The organism is Fredinandcohnia onubensis (assembly GCF_002734285.1).
Classification (GTDB): domain Bacteria; phylum Bacillota; class Bacilli; order Bacillales; family Bacillaceae_L; genus Ferdinandcohnia; species Ferdinandcohnia onubensis_A.
Genome location: NZ_NSEA01000003.1, coordinates 158549 through 179808 on the forward strand (window position 1 = coordinate 158549; position 21260 = coordinate 179808).

At 37.3% G+C, this 21260-nt stretch carries 22 protein-coding genes and 2 other annotated features; of the genes, 19 read left to right on the forward strand and 3 right to left on the reverse strand.

Going from position 1 to position 21260, the window contains the following annotated elements:
- Positions 1-4 precede the first annotated feature (4 nt).
- The 8 genes from dnaI (at position 5) to CKJ95_RS03625 (ending at position 6670) form a co-directional block, all read left to right on the forward strand.
- Entirely contained in the window at positions 5-934 is a 930-nt protein-coding gene (dnaI, locus tag CKJ95_RS03590; protein WP_099352032.1) for a primosomal protein DnaI, read from the forward strand.
- A 121-nt stretch (positions 935-1055) separates the two neighbouring features.
- On the forward strand, positions 1056-1907 hold the full coding sequence (gene ytxC / locus CKJ95_RS03595; protein WP_257215715.1) for a putative sporulation protein YtxC: 852 nt from the start codon (positions 1056-1058) through the stop codon (positions 1905-1907).
- 378 nt (positions 1908-2285) lie between these two features.
- Positions 2286-4217: a threonine--tRNA ligase gene (gene thrS, locus CKJ95_RS03600; protein WP_099352034.1), complete on the forward strand. Its 1932-nt coding sequence runs from the start codon at positions 2286-2288 to the stop codon at positions 4215-4217.
- A gap of 119 nt (positions 4218-4336) precedes the next feature.
- Positions 4337-4471, forward strand: a sequence feature (ribosomal protein L20 leader region).
- A 65-nt stretch (positions 4472-4536) separates the two neighbouring features.
- Positions 4537-5055: a translation initiation factor IF-3 gene (gene infC / locus CKJ95_RS03605; protein WP_142353924.1), complete on the forward strand. Its 519-nt coding sequence runs from the start codon at positions 4537-4539 to the stop codon at positions 5053-5055.
- A gap of 22 nt (positions 5056-5077) precedes the next feature.
- Entirely contained in the window at positions 5078-5278 is a 201-nt protein-coding gene (rpmI, locus tag CKJ95_RS03610; protein WP_057999468.1) for a 50S ribosomal protein L35, read from the forward strand.
- 29 nt (positions 5279-5307) lie between these two features.
- On the forward strand, positions 5308-5667 hold the full coding sequence (rplT, locus tag CKJ95_RS03615) for a 50S ribosomal protein L20 (protein ID WP_099352035.1): 360 nt from the start codon (positions 5308-5310) through the stop codon (positions 5665-5667).
- 76 nt (positions 5668-5743) lie between these two features.
- Positions 5744-6013 carry a DUF1294 domain-containing protein gene (locus CKJ95_RS03620; protein ID WP_099352036.1) on the forward strand — a complete coding sequence of 90 codons (270 nt, stop codon included), beginning with the start codon at positions 5744-5746 and terminating at the stop codon, positions 6011-6013.
- Between the two features lie 63 nt (positions 6014-6076).
- Positions 6077-6670, forward strand: coding sequence for a TVP38/TMEM64 family protein (locus tag CKJ95_RS03625; RefSeq protein WP_306475350.1), 594 nt, complete (start codon positions 6077-6079; stop codon positions 6668-6670).
- A 16-nt stretch (positions 6671-6686) separates the two neighbouring features.
- Here the strand turns inward: CKJ95_RS03625 and CKJ95_RS03630 are convergent, their stop codons facing one another.
- Positions 6687-7082, reverse strand: a complete 396-nt coding sequence (locus tag CKJ95_RS03630; protein WP_099352038.1) for a sigma-w pathway protein ysdB — start codon at positions 7080-7082, stop codon at positions 6687-6689.
- A 120-nt stretch (positions 7083-7202) separates the two neighbouring features.
- On the opposite strand from CKJ95_RS03630, the gene dut reads away from it, so the two are divergent.
- A complete protein-coding gene (dut, locus tag CKJ95_RS03635; protein ID WP_099352039.1) occupies positions 7203-7640 on the forward strand; it encodes a dUTP diphosphatase in 438 nt (145 codons plus the stop codon).
- Between the two features lie 82 nt (positions 7641-7722).
- Positions 7723-8808, forward strand: coding sequence for a M42 family metallopeptidase (locus CKJ95_RS03640; protein WP_099352040.1), 1086 nt, complete (start codon positions 7723-7725; stop codon positions 8806-8808).
- 41 nt (positions 8809-8849) lie between these two features.
- Here CKJ95_RS03640 and sspI read toward each other — a convergent pair whose 3' ends face one another.
- Positions 8850-9059: a small acid-soluble spore protein SspI gene (gene sspI, locus CKJ95_RS03645; protein ID WP_099352041.1), complete on the reverse strand. Its 210-nt coding sequence runs from the start codon at positions 9057-9059 to the stop codon at positions 8850-8852.
- A gap of 121 nt (positions 9060-9180) precedes the next feature.
- Between sspI and CKJ95_RS03650 the strand changes: the two genes are divergently transcribed.
- The 4 genes from CKJ95_RS03650 (at position 9181) to pheT (ending at position 14458) form a co-directional block, all read left to right on the forward strand.
- Positions 9181-9930 carry a TrmH family RNA methyltransferase gene (locus CKJ95_RS03650; RefSeq protein WP_099352042.1) on the forward strand — a complete coding sequence of 250 codons (750 nt, stop codon included), beginning with the start codon at positions 9181-9183 and terminating at the stop codon, positions 9928-9930.
- A gap of 42 nt (positions 9931-9972) precedes the next feature.
- Complete coding sequence (locus CKJ95_RS03655) at positions 9973-10650, forward strand: YwaF family protein (RefSeq protein WP_306475354.1); 678 nt, start codon at positions 9973-9975, stop codon at positions 10648-10650.
- Positions 10651-10710: 60 nt separating this feature from the next.
- Positions 10711-10948 (forward strand) — a binding site (T-box leader).
- 46 nt (positions 10949-10994) lie between these two features.
- Positions 10995-12029: a phenylalanine--tRNA ligase subunit alpha gene (gene pheS, locus CKJ95_RS03660; RefSeq protein ID WP_099352044.1), complete on the forward strand. Its 1035-nt coding sequence runs from the start codon at positions 10995-10997 to the stop codon at positions 12027-12029.
- 14 nt (positions 12030-12043) lie between these two features.
- Positions 12044-14458, forward strand: coding sequence for a phenylalanine--tRNA ligase subunit beta (gene pheT, locus CKJ95_RS03665; RefSeq protein WP_099352045.1), 2415 nt, complete (start codon positions 12044-12046; stop codon positions 14456-14458).
- A 33-nt stretch (positions 14459-14491) separates the two neighbouring features.
- Here pheT and rnhC read toward each other — a convergent pair whose 3' ends face one another.
- Positions 14492-15427 (reverse strand): ribonuclease HIII, encoded by a 936-nt coding sequence (gene rnhC, locus CKJ95_RS03670; RefSeq protein WP_099352046.1) that lies wholly within the window; start codon positions 15425-15427, stop codon positions 14492-14494.
- A gap of 132 nt (positions 15428-15559) precedes the next feature.
- Here rnhC and zapA point away from each other — a divergent pair, with 132 nt between their 5' ends.
- From zapA to CKJ95_RS03695, 5 genes are all read left to right on the forward strand, one after another.
- A complete protein-coding gene (gene zapA, locus CKJ95_RS03675; RefSeq protein WP_099352047.1) occupies positions 15560-15829 on the forward strand; it encodes a cell division protein ZapA in 270 nt (89 codons plus the stop codon).
- 6 nt (positions 15830-15835) lie between these two features.
- A complete protein-coding gene (locus CKJ95_RS03680) occupies positions 15836-16363 on the forward strand; it encodes a CvpA family protein (RefSeq protein WP_099352048.1) in 528 nt (175 codons plus the stop codon).
- A 147-nt stretch (positions 16364-16510) separates the two neighbouring features.
- Positions 16511-18229, forward strand: a complete 1719-nt coding sequence (gene polX, locus CKJ95_RS03685) for a DNA polymerase/3'-5' exonuclease PolX (RefSeq protein ID WP_099352049.1) — start codon at positions 16511-16513, stop codon at positions 18227-18229.
- 73 nt (positions 18230-18302) lie between these two features.
- Positions 18303-20663 carry an endonuclease MutS2 gene (locus CKJ95_RS03690; protein WP_099352050.1) on the forward strand — a complete coding sequence of 787 codons (2361 nt, stop codon included), beginning with the start codon at positions 18303-18305 and terminating at the stop codon, positions 20661-20663.
- A 40-nt stretch (positions 20664-20703) separates the two neighbouring features.
- Complete coding sequence (locus CKJ95_RS03695; protein WP_099352051.1) at positions 20704-21123, forward strand: DUF350 domain-containing protein; 420 nt, start codon at positions 20704-20706, stop codon at positions 21121-21123.
- Positions 21124-21260: the final 137 nt, after the last annotated feature.

Sequence of the window (21260 nt, forward strand, 5' to 3'; positions counted from 1 at the left end):
GGATATGAAACCGATTCAGGATTCTTTAAAAAAACTTTCTAATCATGCTGGCTTTCAACAGCGATATGAACAAATTAAACATGAGGTATTAAACCATTCTGAGGTAAGAGACTTTATAAACGCACATCAGGATCAAATTACGAATGATACGATTAATAGAAGTCTTGTAAAGCTGTACGAATATATTAATCAAAGCAAGGAATGTAATAAATGTGAAAGCCTTAATACGTGTAAAAATATGCTACAGGGCTTTCATCCTCATCTTGAACTTAAAGGTAACGCAATTGATTTAAGCTATGAAAGATGTCCGAAAAAGGTAATGCATGATGAACAGCTTAAATATAAATCTTTAATCAAGAGTATGTATGTTCCAAAAGATATTCTTGATGCATCCCTCGAATCCCTTGAATTCGATGAAGGACGTTCAGATGCAATTCTTTTAATTCAGGAATTCCTCGATCAGTATGAACCTGGCAAACGGATGCAGGGATTATATTTATACGGTTCGTTTGGAATTGGTAAAACTTACTTTTTAGGTGCCCTTGCAAATGGACTGGCTCAGAAAAAGGTCTCATCGATGCTTGTGTATGTACCTGAATTCATGAGGGAGTTGAAGGGTTCCTTACAGGACCAATCGATCAATTCAAAAATAGATGCTGTTAAAAAAGTACCAGTTTTAATGCTAGATGACATTGGTGCTGAATCGATGTCTAGCTGGATGCGTGACGATATTCTTGGTAGTATTCTGCAATACCGTATGCTTGAAAACTTACCAACCTTCTTCACATCAAATTTCGATTTTAAAGGCCTCGAACACCATTTATCTTATACACAACGTGGTGAAGAGGAAAAGGTCAAAGCTGCTCGAATCATGGAACGAATTAAATATTTAGCAAAACCAGTTGAACTAAAAGGAAAAAACAGACGTTACTAATCGAATTGGCTATCTCAAAAAAGAGATAGCCGTTTTTTTTTAATTCTAAAGTTGTCCCATTCACCATATACATGTAACAGGGTAATGGTATTGGTGAAATGGGGGGACTAGCTTGATTGAAATGCATTTCCAAGAAACAGCAGATGCACAAAAAATGTATAAGGGCTTAGTTGCAAAGGCAAAAGCTCTTTCTATAGATTACATAGAGGTTGTCAATGATGAGCAGAATGTGGTATCTGTTTTCATTTCAGAAAAAATACAATATGCAGTTCAGGTTGTGGTCATTCCAGTAATGGCCGAGTTTATCATTCATAACAAAGAGGACAATTGGATTCTCGACTATATCGAAAATTTATTTTACTTTACCGATTACGAAGAGAAGAAACAAATCTTAGAAATTGCCAAAGGATTGATGGATGGTAATAACCCTGATATCCCAGGGGTTCAAGACGTCATGCCACGGGAACAACTAATTGTAGAAGCGCTTCATGATTTTATGGAAATTCCTATTTCTTTCTCGTTTGAATCATTTTTAAAGTTTCGCATGCGGTCATATAATGAGGCATTATTGCAAATCATCGAATCTGCAATTGATGAATACAAGCTTGAGCAGGAGTATCAAACATTTATTCAAGGACTGAGGGAATTTCGAGAAAAGCGAGAACCGAAGCTTGAACAATTACATATTTTACATGATGAGCAATTTTATTTTTATAATCATGAGTTTACTGAAATTAAGCGAGATGAATTGTTTAAATATATTGATCGAAAATTAATCCTACACCAGCCCTTGTATATTGATTCTGCTGTTTTGGCACCTTTAGTGTCGATTGCGCCGAAGTCGATCTCAATTTATACGGACCAGATTGATAATGGTATGGTTCAGACCATTCATAATATCTTTTTAGAGAATGTCACAATTTATACGAAGAAATCCTTTGAAAACACACGTCTGAAAGCAAAAAAAATATAAATTAGATGAACAGCCCTTGATTTAACTTTTAAATAAGACTATAATACCTACATATTACAAATACTCATGACATGAGTACTCTATAATTTAAAAGTTATGATGAGGACACGATCGTATAATTACGGTTTTCAGAGAGGGAAGACAAGGCTGGAAGCTTCCTAACACGAATGATACTTTTACCACCTCTAAACTTCAGTAGTGAACCTTTGCTGATCAAAGTTGTAATTACTGACGGGATTACCGTTATTTATTTCTTGAGCCATTCGATATTTCTAGAGTGGAAACAAGGGTGGAACCACGATACATATACTCGTCCCTTTTTTTAGGGACGGGTATTTTTTATTTTATTTTTTACCAAGAAAAAGGAGTTGAAAACTGATGTCAGATGTAGTAAAAATTACATTCCCAGACGGAGCAGTGAAGGAGTTTCCTAAAGGAACAACAACAGAAGATATTGCAGGATCAATCAGCCCAGGCCTAAAGAAAAAGTCAATCGCTGGTAAGTTTAATGGAAAAGAAATTGATTTACGAACTGAAATCCATGAAGATGGTGAAATAGCAATTATTACCCAAGATACTGATGCAGCATTAGAAATCATGCGACATAGTACAGCTCACCTTATGGCTCAAGCAATTAAACGCCTATATAAGGATGTTAAACTTGGTGTAGGGCCAGTTATTGAAAATGGCTTCTACTATGACATTGATATGGAAAAATCTTTAACACCTGAAGATCTGCCTGAAATCGAAAAAGAAATGAAAAAGATCATAAATGAGAATATTGAAATTCATCGTGTTGAGGTAACTCGTGATGAGGCATTAAGAAGATACGAGGAAATCGGTGATGAGCTTAAGCTTGAATTGATTCAAGATATTCCGGAGGGTGAACCTTTATCAATTTACGAACAAGGTGAATTTTTTGACCTTTGCCGTGGTGTCCATGTTCCTTCAACAGGAAAAATTAAAGAATTTAAGCTTTTAAGCATTGCTGGTGCATACTGGCGTGGAGATAGCGACAATAAAATGCTTCAACGTATTTATGGAACTGCATTCTTTAAAAAAGCAGATCTTGACGAATACCTTCGTTTACTAGAAGAGGCTAAAGAACGTGACCATCGTAAATTAGGTAAGGAACTAAGCCTGTTTACAAATTCACAAAAAGTAGGTCAAGGATTGCCATTATGGCTTCCAAAAGGAGCGACTATACGTCGCGTCATCGAACGCTATATTGTAGATAAAGAAGTAAGACTAGGCTATGACCATGTTTATACACCAGTACTTGCAAACGTTGATTTATATAAAACTTCCGGTCACTGGGATCATTATCAAGAAGACATGTTCCCAGTAATGGAAATGGATAATGAAGAGCTAGTGTTACGGCCAATGAACTGTCCACATCACATGATGATTTATAAAAATGGTATCCATAGCTACCGCAAGCTTCCAATTCGTATTGCTGAATTAGGAACAATGCACCGCTACGAAATGAGTGGAGCACTATCTGGTCTTCAACGTGTTAGAGGAATGACTCTTAATGATGCACATATCTTCGTTCGACCTGACCAAATTCAGGAAGAGTTCAAACGCGTTGTTAATCTTATTTTAGAGGTTTATAAAGACTTTGATATTCAAGACTTTAGCTTCCGACTTTCTTATCGCGATCCTGCAGATACTGAAAAATATTTCGATGATGATGCAATGTGGGAAAAAGCTCAATCCATGTTAAAGGCAGCGATGGATGACCTTGGTCTGGATTACTTCGAGGCAGATGGAGAAGCGGCATTCTATGGTCCTAAACTTGATGTTCAGGTTCGTACAGCACTTGGAAAAGATGAAACACTTTCAACTGTACAACTTGACTTCTTATTACCAGAACGTTTTGATTTAACTTATATCGGTGAAGATGGAAAGCAACACCGTCCAGTCGTAATTCACCGTGGTGTTGTATCAACAATGGAACGCTTTGTTGCTTACTTGATCGAAGAATACAAAGGAGCATTCCCAACTTGGTTAGCTCCTGTTCAAGTTCAAGTCATTCCAGTTTCTCCTGATGTACATCTTGACTATGCGAAGAATGTTCAAGAGAAACTTCAGGCAGAAGGATTACGTGTAGAAATTGACGACCGTGATGAAAAGATTGGCTATAAAATCCGTGAAGCACAAATGCAAAAAATTCCATTTATGCTTGTTGTAGGAGATAATGAATTGAGCGAAAATGCAGTAAATGTCCGCAAATACGGAGAACAGAAATCAGAGACTATGTCCTTTGATACATTCCTTTCAGCGATCCTTCAGGAAGTAAAAAAATAAAAAAGGCTTGTCAAACATAAAGGTGCATGCTAGAATAAATTTCGTTGCGCTATTCTAGTTGCACCGTTTGACAGTTATCATCATAGATGTTATACTTTTGTAGGTAATTGAATACTTGTTTGAGAAAGTAGAGGCACCCGCTTCTCACCTGATTGACGCAAATTGCAGTTGGTAGGTCTTACGTTCATTAATCATTAATGTGTAAATGAATTGTAATAGTGTGGGTGTGTATACATTCACACTTTTTTGTTTGTCTCAAATCTGTAAAATGCGCAAGTTTTCAAACGAGGCATTCTTTAAAAAACCTTGGAGGTGGCTAATTATTAGCAAAGACATGATGGTAAACGATGGCATTCGTGCCCGTGAAGTTCGTTTGATTGGTCAAAACGGTGATCAGCTTGGAATCAAATCCAAAACTGAAGCATTAGAAATTGCTGCAAGAGCAAATCTTGATCTTGTATTGGTTGCACCTAACGCGAAACCACCTGTATGCCGTATTATGGACTACGGTAAATTCCGTTTTGAGCAACAGAAGAAAGAAAAAGAAGCTCGTAAAAACCAAAAGGTTATCAATATTAAGGAAGTTAGACTTAGTCCGACAATTGATGAGCATGATTTTAATACAAAGCTTCGTAACGCAATTAAATTCCTTGAAAAGGGCGACAAAGTTAAAGCGTCTATTCGCTTTAAAGGTCGTGCGATTACACATAAAGAAATCGGTCAACGTGTTTTAGATCGTTTTTCTAAAGCTTGTGCTGAAGTAGCTACTATTGAATCCCACCCGAAAATGGATGGTAGAAGCATGTTTTTAGTACTAGCACCTAAAATCGAAAAGTAATTGAATTGAGGAGGAACTCCCTATGCCAAAAATGAAAACACACCGTGGTACTGCAAAGCGTTTTAAGAAAACAGGATCTGGTAAACTTAAACGTTCACATGCATACACAAGCCACTTATTCGGAAATAAATCTCAAAAGCAAAAGCGTAAGCTTCGTAAAGCTACATTAGTTAGCAAAGGCGATTTCAAACGTATTCGTCACATGTTAGACAACATTAAATAATCGGTTATTGATCTTAGGAGGGAAACAAAATGCCAAGAGTAAAAGGCGGAACTGTTACACGCAAACGTCGTAAAAAGGTATTAAAATTAGCTAAAGGTTATTTCGGTTCAAAACACACTTTATATAAAGTTGCAAACCAACAAGTAATGAAATCATTAATGTATGCTTACCGTGACCGTCGTCAAAAGAAACGCGACTTCCGTAAGCTATGGATTACTCGTATCAACGCAGCTGCTCGTATGAACGGTCTTTCTTACAGCCGTTTAATGCACGGATTAAAAGTAGCTGGTATCGAAGTAAACCGCAAAATGCTAGCTGACCTAGCTGTTAGCGATGAAAAAGCATTCGCAGAATTAGCAACTGTAGCTAAAAACAACCTAAACAAATAAGTCTAGGTAAAAAGGTTACTCCCATTGTAAAATGAGAGTAACCTTTTTTGTTTTAATCAATATTGGAGGAATAATAATGAGCTATATCCTTTTCATCTATATAATGCTAAATATATATGGATACTTACTTATGTATATTGATAAAAATAGGGCAAGAAACAACAATTGGCGCATTTCTGAAAAGCATATTTGGGTTGTTGCGATTGTAGGTGGTGCACTTGGGGCAACTTTCGGGATGAAACAATTTCGCCATAAAACAAAGCATAAGCAATTTGTCATCCTGCTTCCCGTTCTTACAGTCGTTACGATAGCCCTTTATGCATATATTTTAGTTAACCTGTCATAACAACTTGTACGTTTGTATATGCTTAAATAGCACCGAAGTAGACTAACGAAAGAGAGGTGAGCTGTGTATTTGGATGAAACAATGACACTTCTGTTTGTTTTTATTGAATCCACTGGACTGCTTGCCCCCATCATATTTATTGGGATGCATCTTATTCGTCCCTTCTTTTTCATTCCAGTACCTGTTATATGTATTGTCGGGGGGATATTATTTGGGTCCGTATTTGGAACGATCTATTCCATCCTAGGCTTAACCATGCTTAGTATTCTATTCTATTTTTTATATAGTCAAGTTCCTAGATTGGCAAAAAAAATTAATAATCTCAAGCAAAAATGGCTGGGCGAACGAGTGAATTTTACGATTGGGCAAATTGCAATCTTACGTCTTATTCCTTTTATTAATTTTCATCTTTTATCATTGTGCATCAAAGATGTGACTAGAAATTTTCGAGAATATGCCAAAGGCTCCTTCTACACAAATATCCCAGTAGCTCTTCTTTACACGGTTTTCGGTCAATTTATCCGTGAATTCTCCACGACAGTTATTCTAGCTATTCTCCTTGCACTAACTCTATTGTTCTATTTATTAAGAGAAAAACAAGTTATTATCAAATGGCATGAATTTTTCAAACCTAAGGCAGGCAGATCCTATCAATGAAAAAAACAGTCGTGAGTTAATGCTCACGACTGTTTTCTTTAATAAGTTCTTTTATCGGACTTTTCCAATCAATTTTCGCATGTGGGTATACTTCACTAATTCTGCGTTCAATGTATTGAAAATCTGTATAGGTTAATCCCTTTAGATTTTCATCTTTGGCCCAAACAAAAATCGAGACAACTTCAAACGATTTCTTCGTAGTTCCTAAATATTTTTCTCCCTCAAATAAAACTCCCTTATATGTTAATAAAAAGTTTTTATGAACATTTGCAAGATCGTCAAGCCAGTAGAATTCTCGTTTTTCTTGAGCAAGTTCAAGTTTCCTCTTTGGGTTAAGGACATACTTAAAAATCCGATATAATAAGAAAATAATTAGAAGTAATAGTACAAAACGAATAAGTAGGACAAACATAAGAGGACTCCCTCCATTCTCAATCTGCCAACATATACGATTGAAACGGATAAAAGGTTTCAAGTTTTGATTAATTTGCTATAATTTTTTTAGTTTGTTTTTTTTTGAGGAGGACTAACAATGACATATAACTTAAAAGTAATGCTGTTAAACGAGGATGCAAGGCTCCCGTTACAAGCAAACCCGGGTGATGCAGGATTGGATTTATTTTCTGCCGAAGAAAAAGTAATTAAACCTGGAGAGGCTGAATTAATTAAAACGGGAATTAAAATTGAGCTTCCGCCGGGAACCGAAGCACAAGTAAGACCAAGAAGTGGACTATCACTAAAACATTCAGTTACTGTCTTAAATAGCCCAGGCACAATTGATGAAGGGTACCGTGGGGAAGTTGCTGTTATTCTAATTAATCATGGCAAGAAGGACTTTGTGGTTGAAAAGCAAATGCGAATTGCGCAAATGGTCATTGCTCAAGTCGCACGGGTAAATTTACAACAGGTTGAAGAAGTAGCGACATCTGAAAGAGGTGAAGGTGGATTTGGGTCTAGTGGGACGAAATAAAAAGTCCCTGATTGCTCAATTGCCACCATTTTCTGTATAATGAAATGGTCGATTAAACTTAGGAAAGTTAGGTGATTTATTAATGACAAAGCTTGATGAAACATTAACGATGCTTAAAGATCTTACCGATGCAAAAGGAATTCCTGGTAATGAACGAGAGCCGCGTGAAGTCATGAAAAAATACATAACACCATATTCTGATGAAATTTCGTACGATGGAATTGGAAGCATAATCGCCAAAAAGGCGGGTAATGCAGAAGGTCCAAAAGTGATGATTGCAGGACATTTAGATGAAGTAGGTTTCATGGTTACACAGATAGATGATAAAGGATTTTTGCGTTTCCAAACTGTTGGAGGCTGGTGGTCACAGGTTATGCTTGCACAACGTGTAACCGTTGTCACGAATAAAGGTGAAATTACGGGCGTTATCGGCTCAAAACCACCACATATCTTATCTGCTGAAGCACGTAAAAAGCCTGTTGAAATCAAAGATATGTTTATTGATATTGGTGCATCAAGTAGGGAGCAAGCACATGAATTTGGTGTGAAGCCTGGTGATCAGGTGGTACCATATTTCGAATTCACAGTTATGAATAATGAAAAAATGCTACTAGCAAAAGCTTGGGATAACCGAATCGGATGTGCAATTGCAATTGATGTTTTAAAATATTTGGAGAATGAAGAACATCCAAACGTTGTTTATGGAGTTGGTTGTGTACAAGAGGAAGTTGGTCTTCGTGGTGCAAAAACGGCTGCAACAATGATCAAACCTGATATTGCGATTGCAGTTGATGTTGGTATTGCGGGTGATACTCCGGGTATTTCCGAAAAAGAAGCAATGAGTAAGATGGGAGAAGGTCCACAAATCATTTTATACGATGCTTCTATGGTTTCTCACAAAGGATTGCGCGATTTTGTTGTTGGAGTGGCTGATGAGCTAAGTATCCCATACCAATTTGATGCGATTGCAGGTGGTGGAACAGATGCTGGAGCAATCCACATTACATTAGAAGGCGTTCCATCATTAGCAATTACAATTGCAACTCGTTACATTCATTCACATGCGGGAATTCTTCACCGTGATGATTATGAAAATGCGGTTAAGTTAATTGCAGAAGTAATCAAGCGTCTTGATCAAGAGGCGATCAACAAAATTAAATACGAATAAGAACAAGTAAAGCCGATGAGTTTATCATCGGCTTTTTCCAACTACTGCTTTAATCCTTGCTCTAATGTTGAAAGCATTTCTTGCTTATCCTCTTGGCTTGCATTTTGCCAAATGACTTCAAATAAAACGCCTAAACCAGGAAGCATTTTTTCTTCGCCACTTTGGATAGCATCTACAATTGTATCTTCTAATTCAGCCTGAGAATTTCCTGTGACATTGTGCTTTACAGCATGTCTTAAGTTTAAGTTCATTCACATGCACACCTTTCCTATGTAACTTTTTCTTTACTATGATTTACGTTATACCGTTTTATTATGTATCTTTGTTAGGATATAATGGAAAAAGAATCAGCAAAAAGGAGCAATTGACAAGTTGAAACGAATCGAATCAAATAAAAACCCTCAAATAAAACAATGGAAAAAGCTACATACGAAAAAAGAACGTGATAAATCAAGAACTTTTATGATTGAAGGATTTCATTTAGTGGAAGAGGCATTAAAAAGTGATGTAGTCATCCAAGAATTGATTATAAGTGAAACAACTAACATCCCTTCAGGGTGGAATGTAGATGATTTATCAATCACGATTGTGACGGAAAAAATCATGCAGGAAATAAGTGATACAGATACTTCTCAAGGAGTTGCTGCCGTTTGTGAGCAATATTCTTTAAATGAAGGTGGAAAGTTCTCTAGGCTCTTATTAATAGATGCTGTACAGGATCCTGGTAATCTAGGGACAATGATTCGAACTGCAGATGCAGCAGGAATTGATGCCGTCGTTATTGGTGAAGGAAGCGTTGATGTCTATAACTCAAAGGTTATTCGTTCTACACAAGGCTCCATATTTCATATACCTATTATTAAAGAAAATCTACATGACACCATTCTAAAGCTTAAACAAAATGGGATTAAAGTATATGGAACATCTTTAAAAAATGCAGTTGATTATAAACAAGCGTCTGTTGGAGATTCATTTGCATTGATTGTTGGCAATGAAGGGAATGGAGTAGAACCTGACCTATTAGAGAAAACAGATCAAAATCTTTATATCCCAATCTTCGGTAGGAGTGAATCATTAAACGTTGCAGTAGCAGCGGGGATATTACTTTATCATTTACGGTAAAGAGGGGGGAGTATAATAAACGACTTTTTCGGAAGGTCCGTTATTGGAGACCCGTTTCAGTGGTTATCTCTTTCACATTTTGTGATGTTAGGTTTATTGTTTGGATCAGGGATATTATTATTTATGTTTCGAACAAAACTCATAAAGAGAAAATCGACTATCCGTTATACCCTTGCTATCTTTTTATTAGCTAGCGAACTATCGCTTTACATTTGGTATTTGAAAACAGGAGTATGGGATCCGGTAGATTCATTGCCATTTCAGCTATGCTCCATTTCATTGTTTTTAAGTATCATCATGTTGTTAACTCGAAACCTTTTTTTATTTGAGATTACGTATTTCTTAGGTATTGGTGGTGCTATGCAAGCAATGCTTACACCAGAACTTGCTTATGATTTTCCACAATATCGCTATTTTCATTTTTTTCTAGCACATATCGCAATCATACTAGCGAGCTTGTATATGGCATGGTTTGAGAATTGTAGACCTACAATTAAATCTATGTGGAAGGCCTTTACTGCTTTAAATGTTATTGCAGTAGTTGTCTTTTTCATAAACAAAGCAACAGGTGGAAACTATATGTTTCTTGCACGAAAACCAATAAACCCAAGCCTAATCGATTTTTTGGGTCCATACCCTTGGTATATTTTATCCTTGGAAATAGTTGCATTGTTCATGTTTTTTATTCTCTATCTCCCATTTATACGAAAAAAGAATTAAAATGGGTTTGATTTGCACCTCTAAGATACGTATAATATAATCTATATGCTTTACATATAGCTAAAAACAATGATTGAGACTAGTAACTTTCCACTCACTATCTAGGGAGAAAATGCCGTGACTGAAAGCATTTTTATAGAAGAAGAAAGTGAATTCACCTCTTGAGTTGGCACTTGGACCGTTTTGTTTCAAAACGTAAAGGTGTACCGGCATTTGCCGTTATCGAAACGAAGTGAACAATTATTGTTATATAATTGTTAACAAGGGTGGTACCGCGAATCTAAACCTCGTCCCTTTTTTGGGATTGAGGTTTTTTATTTTGTCTAATAAAGGAGGAGTTATTAATGCAAGAAAGATTACTTGAGCTGAAAGATGAAGCTCTGGCAAAAGTAGAAGCTTCAACGAATCTTAAAGAATTAAACGATATTCGTGTTGCGTATTTAGGAAAAAAAGGACCTATCACTGAAGTACTAAGAGGGATGGGCAAGCTTTCTGCTGAAGAGCGTCCAAAAATGGGTGCGCTTGTGAATGAAGTAAGAGAGCAAATCACTGAAAAATTAACTGCAAAACAGGAATTGCTCGAAAAAGAAGAAGTTGAAAAAAGACTCGCTTCTGAAACAATCGATGTCACACTACCAGGAAGACCAATTAAGGTAGGCGGACCTCATCCACTTACAAAGGTAATTGAAGAAATTGAAGATCTTTTCCTCGGTATGGGTTATTCCATTGCGGAAGGGCCAGAAGTCGAGAAAGATTATTACAATTTTGAGGCTTTAAATTTACCAAAGGACCACCCAGCAAGGGACATGCAGGATTCATTTTATATTACTGAGGATATTCTTCTTCGTACTCAAACATCTCCTGTTCAAGCAAGAACAATGGAAAAGCATGAAGGAAAAGGACCTGTAAAAATCATCTGTCCTGGTAAAGTATATCGTCGTGACAATGATGATGCGACACATTCCCATCAATTCACACAAATTGAAGGATTGGTTGTTGATGAAAACATTCGTATGAGTGACCTTAAAGGTACTTTAAATACGTTTGCAAAGAAAATGTTTGGAGAAGATCGTGAAATCCGTCTGCGTCCAAGCTTCTTCCCATTCACTGAGCCTTCAGTAGAGATGGATATCTCATGCTTTAAATGTGGTGGAGACGGCTGTAATGTTTGTAAGAAAACTGGCTGGATTGAAATTTTAGGTGCAGGTATGGTTCATCCAAATGTACTTGAAATGTCTGGATTTGATTCAAAGAAATATACAGGCTTTGCGTTCGGAATGGGCCCAGAGCGTATTGCGATGTTAAAGTATGGAATTGATGATATTCGTCATTTATACACAAATGATAATCGTTTCATCAAACAATTTAATCGGGCTTAAGGAGGGAGAAAAACATGTTTGTTTCTTATAAATGGTTACAAGAATACGTTGATTTATCAGGTGTAACTGCTGAAGAATTAGCAGAGAAAATCACTAGAAGCGGAATTGAAGTTGAAGGTGTCGATCATTTAGGGGAAGGCATTAGTGGAATTGTTGTCGGTCATGTTTTAGAATGTGAGCAGCATCCAAATGCTGATAAATTAAATAAATGTCAAGTCGATTTAGGTGAAGGTGAACCTGTTCAAATTATTTGTGGTGCACCAAACGTTGCCAAAGGCCAAAAGGTGGTAGTGGCAAAGGTAGGGGCTATACTTCCAGGTAATTTCAAAATCAAAAAGGCAAAGCTTCGTGGTGAAGAATCGAATGGTATGATTTGTTCCCTACAAGAGCTTGGAATTGAATCAAAACTTGTTTCAAAGGAATATGCAGAAGGAATCTTTGTCTTCCCACATGATGTTGAGCCAGGAGCGGACGCGATTGCCCAACTAAATCTTGATGACAAGGTTCTTGAGTTAGGACTAACACCTAATCGTGCTGATGCGATGAGCATGATGGGGGTTGCTTATGAAGTTGCAGCTATTCTTGGAAAAGAAGTTAAACTTCCACAACCGAAAGTCACAACTTCAGAGGAAAAAGCGGAAGACTATATTTCAATTTCAGTTGAAGCAAAGGAAGATAATCCATTATATGTGGCGCGAGTTGTAAAGAACGTTAAAATCGGTCCATCACCATTGTGGCTTCAAACACGCCTGATGGCAGAAGGAATTCGACCGCACAATAATGTAGTTGATATTACAAATTATATTTTATTAGAATATGGTCAACCTTTACACGCGTTTGATTATGACCGTCTTGGTTCTAAGGAAATTCTTGTAAGACGTGCGAATAACGGTGAAAAGATTTCAACATTAGACGATGTAGAGCGTACATTAACTAACGAACACCTTGTCATTACAAATGGTACGGTGCCAGTTGCCCTTGCTGGTGTAATGGGTGGCGCGAATTCTGAAGTTAAAAATGACACAACAACAGTATTAATTGAGTCTGCTTATTTTACAGGAAGTACAATCCGTAAGTCTTCTAAGGATCACGGATTACGCAGTGAGGCAAGTGCTCGCTATGAAAAAGGAATTGACCCAAATCGTACTCGTGCAGCAGCCGACCGTGCTGCTGAGCTAATGGCTGAGCTTGCTGGCGGTGTGATTCTTGATGGTGTTGTAGCAGTTGACACTCTCGATATTCAACCTGTAAATGTATCTGTTTCACTTGAGAGAATTAATAAAGTATTAGGAACTGAAATAACAAAAGAAAAAGTAGAAGAGATTTTTACAAACCTACAATTCTCATTTACTGTGGATAATAATACGTTCCATGTCACTGTACCAACTCGCAGACCTGACATTACAATTGAAGAAGATTTAATCGAAGAAGTTGCGCGGTTATACGGTTATGATGAACTTCCAACAACACTTCCAATTGGCGAATCAAATCCTGGTAGATTAACGGATTACCAAGCAAAACGTCGTTTAGTTAGAAGATATTTAGAAGGTGTAGGCTTATATCAAAGCACCACATATTCACTTACAAGTGCTGAAAAAGTGACTAAATACGCACTTGAACAAAGTGAACCAATTCGTTTGGCGATGCCAATGAGTGAAGAAAGAAGTCTGTTAAGATTAAGTCTTCTTCCGCATTTATTAGAGGTTGTTTCACATAACCTAGCTCGCCAAATTGACAGTGTAGCTACGTATGAAACTGGTGCAGTCTTCATTACTAGACCAAATCAAGAACTACCTGATGAAAAAGAACATCTTGCGATTGCTCTTACAGGTTCATGGTTATCACCAACATGGCAGGGTGAGAAAAAAGCAGTTGACTTCTATGTGGTTAAAGGTATTGTAGAAGGTCTATTTGAAAAGCTAGGTCTTGGAAATAGAACTTCATTCCTTCAAGCAAGAGTTGAAGATATGCATCCTGGTCGGACTGCTTCTGTGTTATTAGATAACAAAGAAATTGGATTTATTGGTCAAATTCATCCGAACGTCCAAAAAGACTTAGATTTAACACCGACTTCTGTGGTTGAATTATCATTAAAGGATGTCTTAGAAGCAGATGTGGAAGAAATACACTATCAGCCAATTCCAAGATTCCCTTCAATGACTCGTGACATCGCACTTGTCGTAGACACCTCAGTGGCTGCAGGTGACATGAAGCAGATCATTATTGAAGCGGGTGGAAAGTTACTCCGCGATGTAACGATTTTTGACCTATATGAAGGAGAGCGTATGGAGCCTGGTAAAAAATCAGTTGCATACTCGATTAAATACTTTGATCCAGAACGTACTCTAACAGAGGAAGAAGTAACAAAAGCACATGAAAAAGTACTAAAGGCAGTTGCAGAGAAATTTGATGCAACATTGCGTTCATAAAAAAATGGAGTGGGTATTGTAGCCCACTCCATTTTATATCCCAGCTATTTTCTTTGCTTTTCCTGTGTTTGCAAAGTGTAGTTTGGTATACGTGCGCAGTGCACCTATACCTTGCTTTTTTATTAGCTTAGCTGCAACCACATCAACCTGAGCACCGGCCCCTTTTTTTAACTCCAAACCGCACTTCTCACTTAATTTGTCAAATTCTTTTACGAATGCATAACGAGCGATAATTGAAGCGGCAGCGACTGATAGGTGGACGCCCTCAGCTTTTGTGCTGAAATAAACCTTATCCTTAATTATTTCCTTTTGACCAGAAAGATGTCTAAAATACACGTCAGGAACAGCGAACTGATCGATTAAAATACCATCCGGTGTGGAGGGTGCAATTTTTTTCAAGACATGACCAATTGCTTGGTTATGTAATAAGGCCTTCATCTTTCCTTGAGTCATCCCTTTTGCTTGGAGTTCATTGTATTTTTCATTATGTAAAATTAACAGACTATATGGGATGACATGAATGATGGATTCGGCAATCTCACATATTTGCTTGTCGTTTAAATCCTTTGAATCTTTAACCCCTAGTTCCTTTAATAGCTCGAACTTATCATTGGAAACATATGCAGCAACGACTGTCATTGGGCCAAAGTAGTCACCTGTCCCAACTTCATCTGAACCAACCATTGATAATGTTCGGATATTGGCTGGCAAGCCACTGTTTTTTGCAACTGGTTTCTTAGTTGTAGTCGTTTTAGTGGACGTAACAGAGCTACCCCATTTTGCAGCTTCACTTCCAGCACTATTTCCTTGAAACAATACTTTCCCAGATTTATAAGCCGTAATTGTACAGCTAGGGAGTTTGGCGACAAATAATCCACCCTGTGGGACCTTATCTTGCAATTGACTTTTATAATGCGTCTTCATTTTTTCTATTGTTTCGAGGGTACATTTTAATACAGTATTAGACAAAAATAACATCTCCTACTATTTATGGATAAAATTCTACATAATCTATCATAACGTTTGTTGAGATTTCTTTCCATAAATATCACGTTCATGGTATTATTATCTGTAGGATTGACTAGAATGGAGGCCAAATACTTGTCACAGCCACAAAAAACAAGAACCACTGTAGATATATATGGACAGCAATACTCAATTATCGGGTCTGAGAGCACAAGTCATATTCGCCTTGTGGCCTCAATTGTCGATGATAAAATGAGAGAAATTAGCGGAAAAAACCCGACACTTGATATTAATAAACTAGCAGTATTAACAGCAGTTAATATTGTTCATGATCATCTAAAGCTAAAAGAAGACTATGAAAACCTTGAAAAACTTTTAGAACAAGCAAAAAATGAAAAGGATTGAAGTGATATGTTCGATTTAGTTTTGATTATCATCCTCTTAATGGGATTCTTAGTTGGTTTAAGAAGAGGTTTTATCCTTCAAATCGTTCATCTTACTGGTTTTATTGTTGCATTTATCGTCGCATATCTCTATTATGATGAACTTATGCCAAAATTAGTATTATGGATTCCATATCCATCATTCGGTGACGCCGAGACAATGAAGTTTTTATTTGATAGTACAAATTTAGAAACGTCTTATTACCGTGCTATAGCTTTTGCAATTATCTTCTTTGCTACAAAGTTCCTATGGCAGATCATAGGATCGATGTTAGATTTCCTTGCAAATCTACCAATTTTAAAACAAATTAATGGGTGGGCTGGAGGCCTACTAGGATTTGTTGAAGTATACCTAATTGTTTTTATTGTGCTTTATATCGGAGCTTTACTACCAGTTGAAATGGTTCAGTCTAATCTCAATGATTCATTTATGGCGAAAATGATCGTACAACACACCCCATTCTTCACTGGAAAAATTAAAGACATGTGGATTTGACAAGTATTTAGTAACTGACTCCTCTATTAAGTTAGAGGAGTTTTTTTTGTCAATAATGAAAAAGCTGATTCATTAAGTGACTTTTTCGCAAAAAATCTGTATCATTTTGGATAGTTAATCGTATGGAATGATAGGTAGGTGCTAACAGTGACAATTAATAAAAAAGATGTAATCCGTCTACTAGAGACAATTGCAATTTATATGGAACTTAAAGGGGACAATCCATTTAAAATATCAGCTTTTCGTAAAGCAGCAGCTGCACTGGAAAATGATGATCGAAGTTTATCCACAATTGAAGACTTCACAGCACTACCAGGTATAGGAAAAGGAACCGCAGCTGTGATTACAGAGTACATAGAAACGGGCAGTTCAAACGTACTAAATGAATTAAAAGAAAAAGTGCCGGAAGGACTCATCCCTTTGTTAAACCTGCCAGGCCTTGGCGGTAAAAAAATAGCTAAGCTTTATCAAGAACTGGGCATTGAAGATATGGAAATGTTAAAACAAGCTTGCCTAAACGAAAAAATTCAAAACCTTGCAGGCTTTGGTAAGAAAACAGAAGAAAAAATACTCGCTTCCATCGAGGAATATGGCAAACGACCAGACCGCTTGCCAATTGCTCTCATGCTAGCGCTCGCTGAAGAAATAGCGGAACAATTAAGCAAGATGGAAGGAATCAAAACATTCTCTCGTGCAGGCAGTCTACGCAGAATGAGAGAAACGATAAAGGACCTTGATTTTATTATTGCAACAAATGAACCTGAAAAAGTAAGGGAACAGCTATTAAGTCTTAATGGCATAAATGGTGTTATCGCCAGCGGAGATACAAAGGTTTCCGTTCAAATTTCGTATAGCTATGATATTTCGGTTGATTTCCGACTTGTGAAACCACATGAATTTGCAACTACCCTTCATCATTTTACAGGCAGTAAAGACCATAATGTGAGGATGAGGCAGTTAGCAAAGGACCGTGGTGAAAAAATAAGTGAATATGGTGTGGAAAATAGTGAAACAGGTGAATTAAAAACCTTTGAAACGGAAGAAGAGTTTTATCAATATTTCGGACTCACCTTTATCCCGCCAGAGCTAAGAGAAGATGGCTCTGAGGTAGAAGCCTTTCAACAGAAAGTTGAACACATACGACTTGAAGATATTAAAGGTGACCTCCATATGCATACATCATGGAGTGACGGAGCATTTACGATTGAAGAGATGGTTGAAGCCTGCAGGAAAAAAGGCTACCGCTATATGGCTATTACAGACCATTCCCAATATCTTCGTGTTGCAAACGGGCTTACCCCCGATCGTTTATTAGAACAACACAAAGAAATTAAAAGATTAAATGAAAAATATGATGATTTTACGATTTTTACGGGTGTTGAAATGGACATCCTCCCTGATGGAAGACTAGATTATGATGATGAAATTATTCGAGATGTCGATGTTGTAATTGCATCCATTCATTCAAGCTTTACACAACCAAGGGAGAAAATTATGCAACGCTTAAAAGCAGCATTAGAAAATCTTCATGTTGATATTATCGCACACCCTACTGGAAGAATACTTGGGCGCAGAAAAGGATATGACGTGGACGTTGATATGCTAATTGAGCTAGCCAAAGAAACGAATACAGCCTTGGAATTAAATGCGAATTTGAATAGATTGGACCTTTCTTCAGATTATATTAGAAAGGCACAAGATGCAGGTGTAAAACTAGTGATTAACACAGATGCACATAATATAGACATGCTAGAGGATATGGGTTATGGCATTTCTGCGGCAACAAAAGGTTGGATTAAAAAAGAAAGTGTTATTAACACCTGGGATAAGGATGAACTATTGGCTTATCTAAAAAGAAATTTATAATTCTATTTATACACCTCCTACTCAGGAGATACGTCCATATTAAAGTTGTGGGTAGCAAGAAGGGAGTAACAGCATGCAGCCACGAGTTTTAAAGGTTTTAGAATTTGAGAAAGTAAAGGAACAGTTAAAAAAGCACGTCTCATCTTCATTAGGAAGGGAAAAAGTTGAACAAATGATTCCTTCGACGAATGTAGATGAGGTTGTTTTTCTACAAGAGCAAACGGACGAAGCATCGAAGGTATTACGGTTAAAAGGAAATGTTCCTCTTGGGGGATTAACGGATATCCGAGCTGCAATTAAGCGCGCAAGTATTGGCGGTGGATTAAATACAATGGAGCTCTTAGATATAGCGGGTACTATCTATGCTGGAAGACAAATGAAGAAGTTTGTTGAAGGTATGATTGAGGACGAGATTGAAGTCCCGATACTCGGTGAATTAGTTGAACATATTACCCCCTTATTTGAACTAGGGCAAAAAATAAAAAACTGTATCGATGATAATGGAGTTGTTATGGATGGAGCGAGTGACAAATTGCGTGGAATTCGCACCCAACTTCGTAGCAGTGAAGCAAGAATACGGGAGAAGTTAGAGCATATTATTCGTTCTTCTTCGGCTCAAAAAACACTTTCAGATGCAATCATTACGATTCGTAATGATCGCTATGTAATTCCCGTTAAACAGGAATATCGTGGGACTTACGGTGGAATCGTTCATGACCAATCCTCTTCCGGGGCAACATTGTTTATTGAACCACAATCAGTGGTCGACCTTAACAATGTATTGCAGGAAGCTAGGGTTAGGGAAAAACAAGAAATTGACCGGATTTTACTAGAACTCTCAAATGCAGTAGCAGAGGAAAATGAGACACTCTATCAAAATGTGGATACGCTTGGGGAACTTGATTTTATGTTCACAAAAGCGAGCTACAGCAAAAAGGTGAAGGGTTCAAAGCCGAAAATCAATGGGAATGGCTATGTGTTCATTAAAAAAGGTCGTCACCCTCTAATTGACCCGCAAGAAGTAGTACCAAATGATATTGAGCTTGGGAAGGACTATACTTCTATTGTGATTACGGGTCCAAATACAGGGGGGAAAACAGTCACTTTAAAAACAATCGGGTTATTAACGATTATGGCTCAATCAGGCCTACAAATACCTGCACAGGAAGAGTCAGAGATAGCTGTATTTGAATCGGTATACGCTGATATTGGTGATGAGCAATCAATTGAACAAAGTTTAAGTACGTTTTCTTCTCACATGGTTAACATTGTAGACATTTTAAAACAAGTCGACGCAAACAGCTTAGTTCTTTTTGATGAGCTGGGAGCAGGAACTGACCCTCAAGAAGGAGCTGCCCTTGCTATTTCAATCCTTGATGAAGTATATAGCAGAGGTGCAAGAGTTATTGCTACAACCCATTATCCAGAGCTAAAAGCTTATGGGTACAACCGAGAAGGAGTAATTAATGCAAGTGTTGAATTTGATATAGAAACCTTAAGTCCAACATATAAGCTTTTAATCGGAGTTCCTGGTCGGAGTAATGCATTTGAAATTTCAAAACGACTAGGGTTATCAGATAACATTATTCACACTGCCAAAAATCATATTAGTTCTGAAACGAATACGGTCGAAAATATGATCGCCTCATTGGAAAAAAGTAAAAAGGATGCAGAGCAAGAGCTTGAGGAAGCAGAAGAAATCCGAAAGCAGGCAGAGATTCTTCATAAGCAGCTTCAAGAGCAAATCATCGAATTTAATGAACAACGTGACAAACTATATGAAAAGGCTGAACAAAAAGCAGCTGAAACAATCAAAAATGCAACTAGCGAAGCAGAAGAAGTCATTCGTGATTTACGTAAAATGAAGCTTGAGCAACAATCGCTTGTTAAGGAACATCAATTGATTGACGCGAAAAAGCGTTTGGAAAATGCGGTACCGCAAACTTCGAACAAGACGAATAAACAATCTGTTGCAACCAAAGCAAAAAGAAAGCTTGTACCTGGTGATGAAGTAAAGGTAATAAGCTTAAACCAAAAGGGTCATTTAATCGATAAGGCAGGAAATAACGAATGGCAGGTTCAAATTGGGATTTTAAAAATGAAGGTTAAAGAAAAAGACCTCGAGTTTGTTAGCAGTCCGAAACCAGTGGAGACTAAGCCACTAGCAACAGTAAGGGGTAGAGATTATCACGTAAGTCTAGAATTAGACTTACGAGGTGAACGATACGAGAATGCTTTGGTACGAGTGGAAAAATACATCGATGATGCTTTACTTGCAGGTTATCCACGTGTATCTATTATCCATGGAAAAGGAACAGGTGCGTTGCGTCAAGGAGTTCAAGAATACTTGAAAAATCACCGCTCCGTAAAATCTACAAGATTTGGGGAAGCCGGAGAAGGTGGAACAGGCGTCACAGTAGTAGAATTAAAATAAATATGCAAGGAAATGTAATCTCTAGTAGGGAGAGAAGATAATGGATCAATTTTGGGATAATGAATTTGTGTTAACAGCTGCTAATTACAGTGTTGTTATACTGTGTTTAGTTCTGTTTATGGCCATATTTGAATTGGTCACCAAATACAAAAATTGGGAAGAAATCCAAAAAGGAAACCTCTCAGTTGCAATGGCAACAGGAGGAAAAATTTTCGGGATCGCAAATATATTCCGCTTTTCCATCCAAAACCATGATTCATTATTTGTCATGATTGGATGGGGAGTATTTGGGTTCTTCCTGCTTCTAATTGGCTATTTTATTTTTGAATTCTTAACCCCGAAATTCGACATTGATGTTGAGATACAACAAGATAATCGTGCTGTAGGACTAATATCCATGATTATATCGGTGGGGCTTTCGTATGTAATCGGCGCAGGGATAGGAAATGGTGGTTTCTAATATGGAAAAGCTAGCTAAGATTTTGTTAGTGGTAAGTGGAGTATTTGTTATTGTTGGGATCCTTTATTTAGTGTTATAAGGTAATGGGCTGATTGGGAATTAACCAACAGCCCTATTTTTATGAATCGATTGGTTAG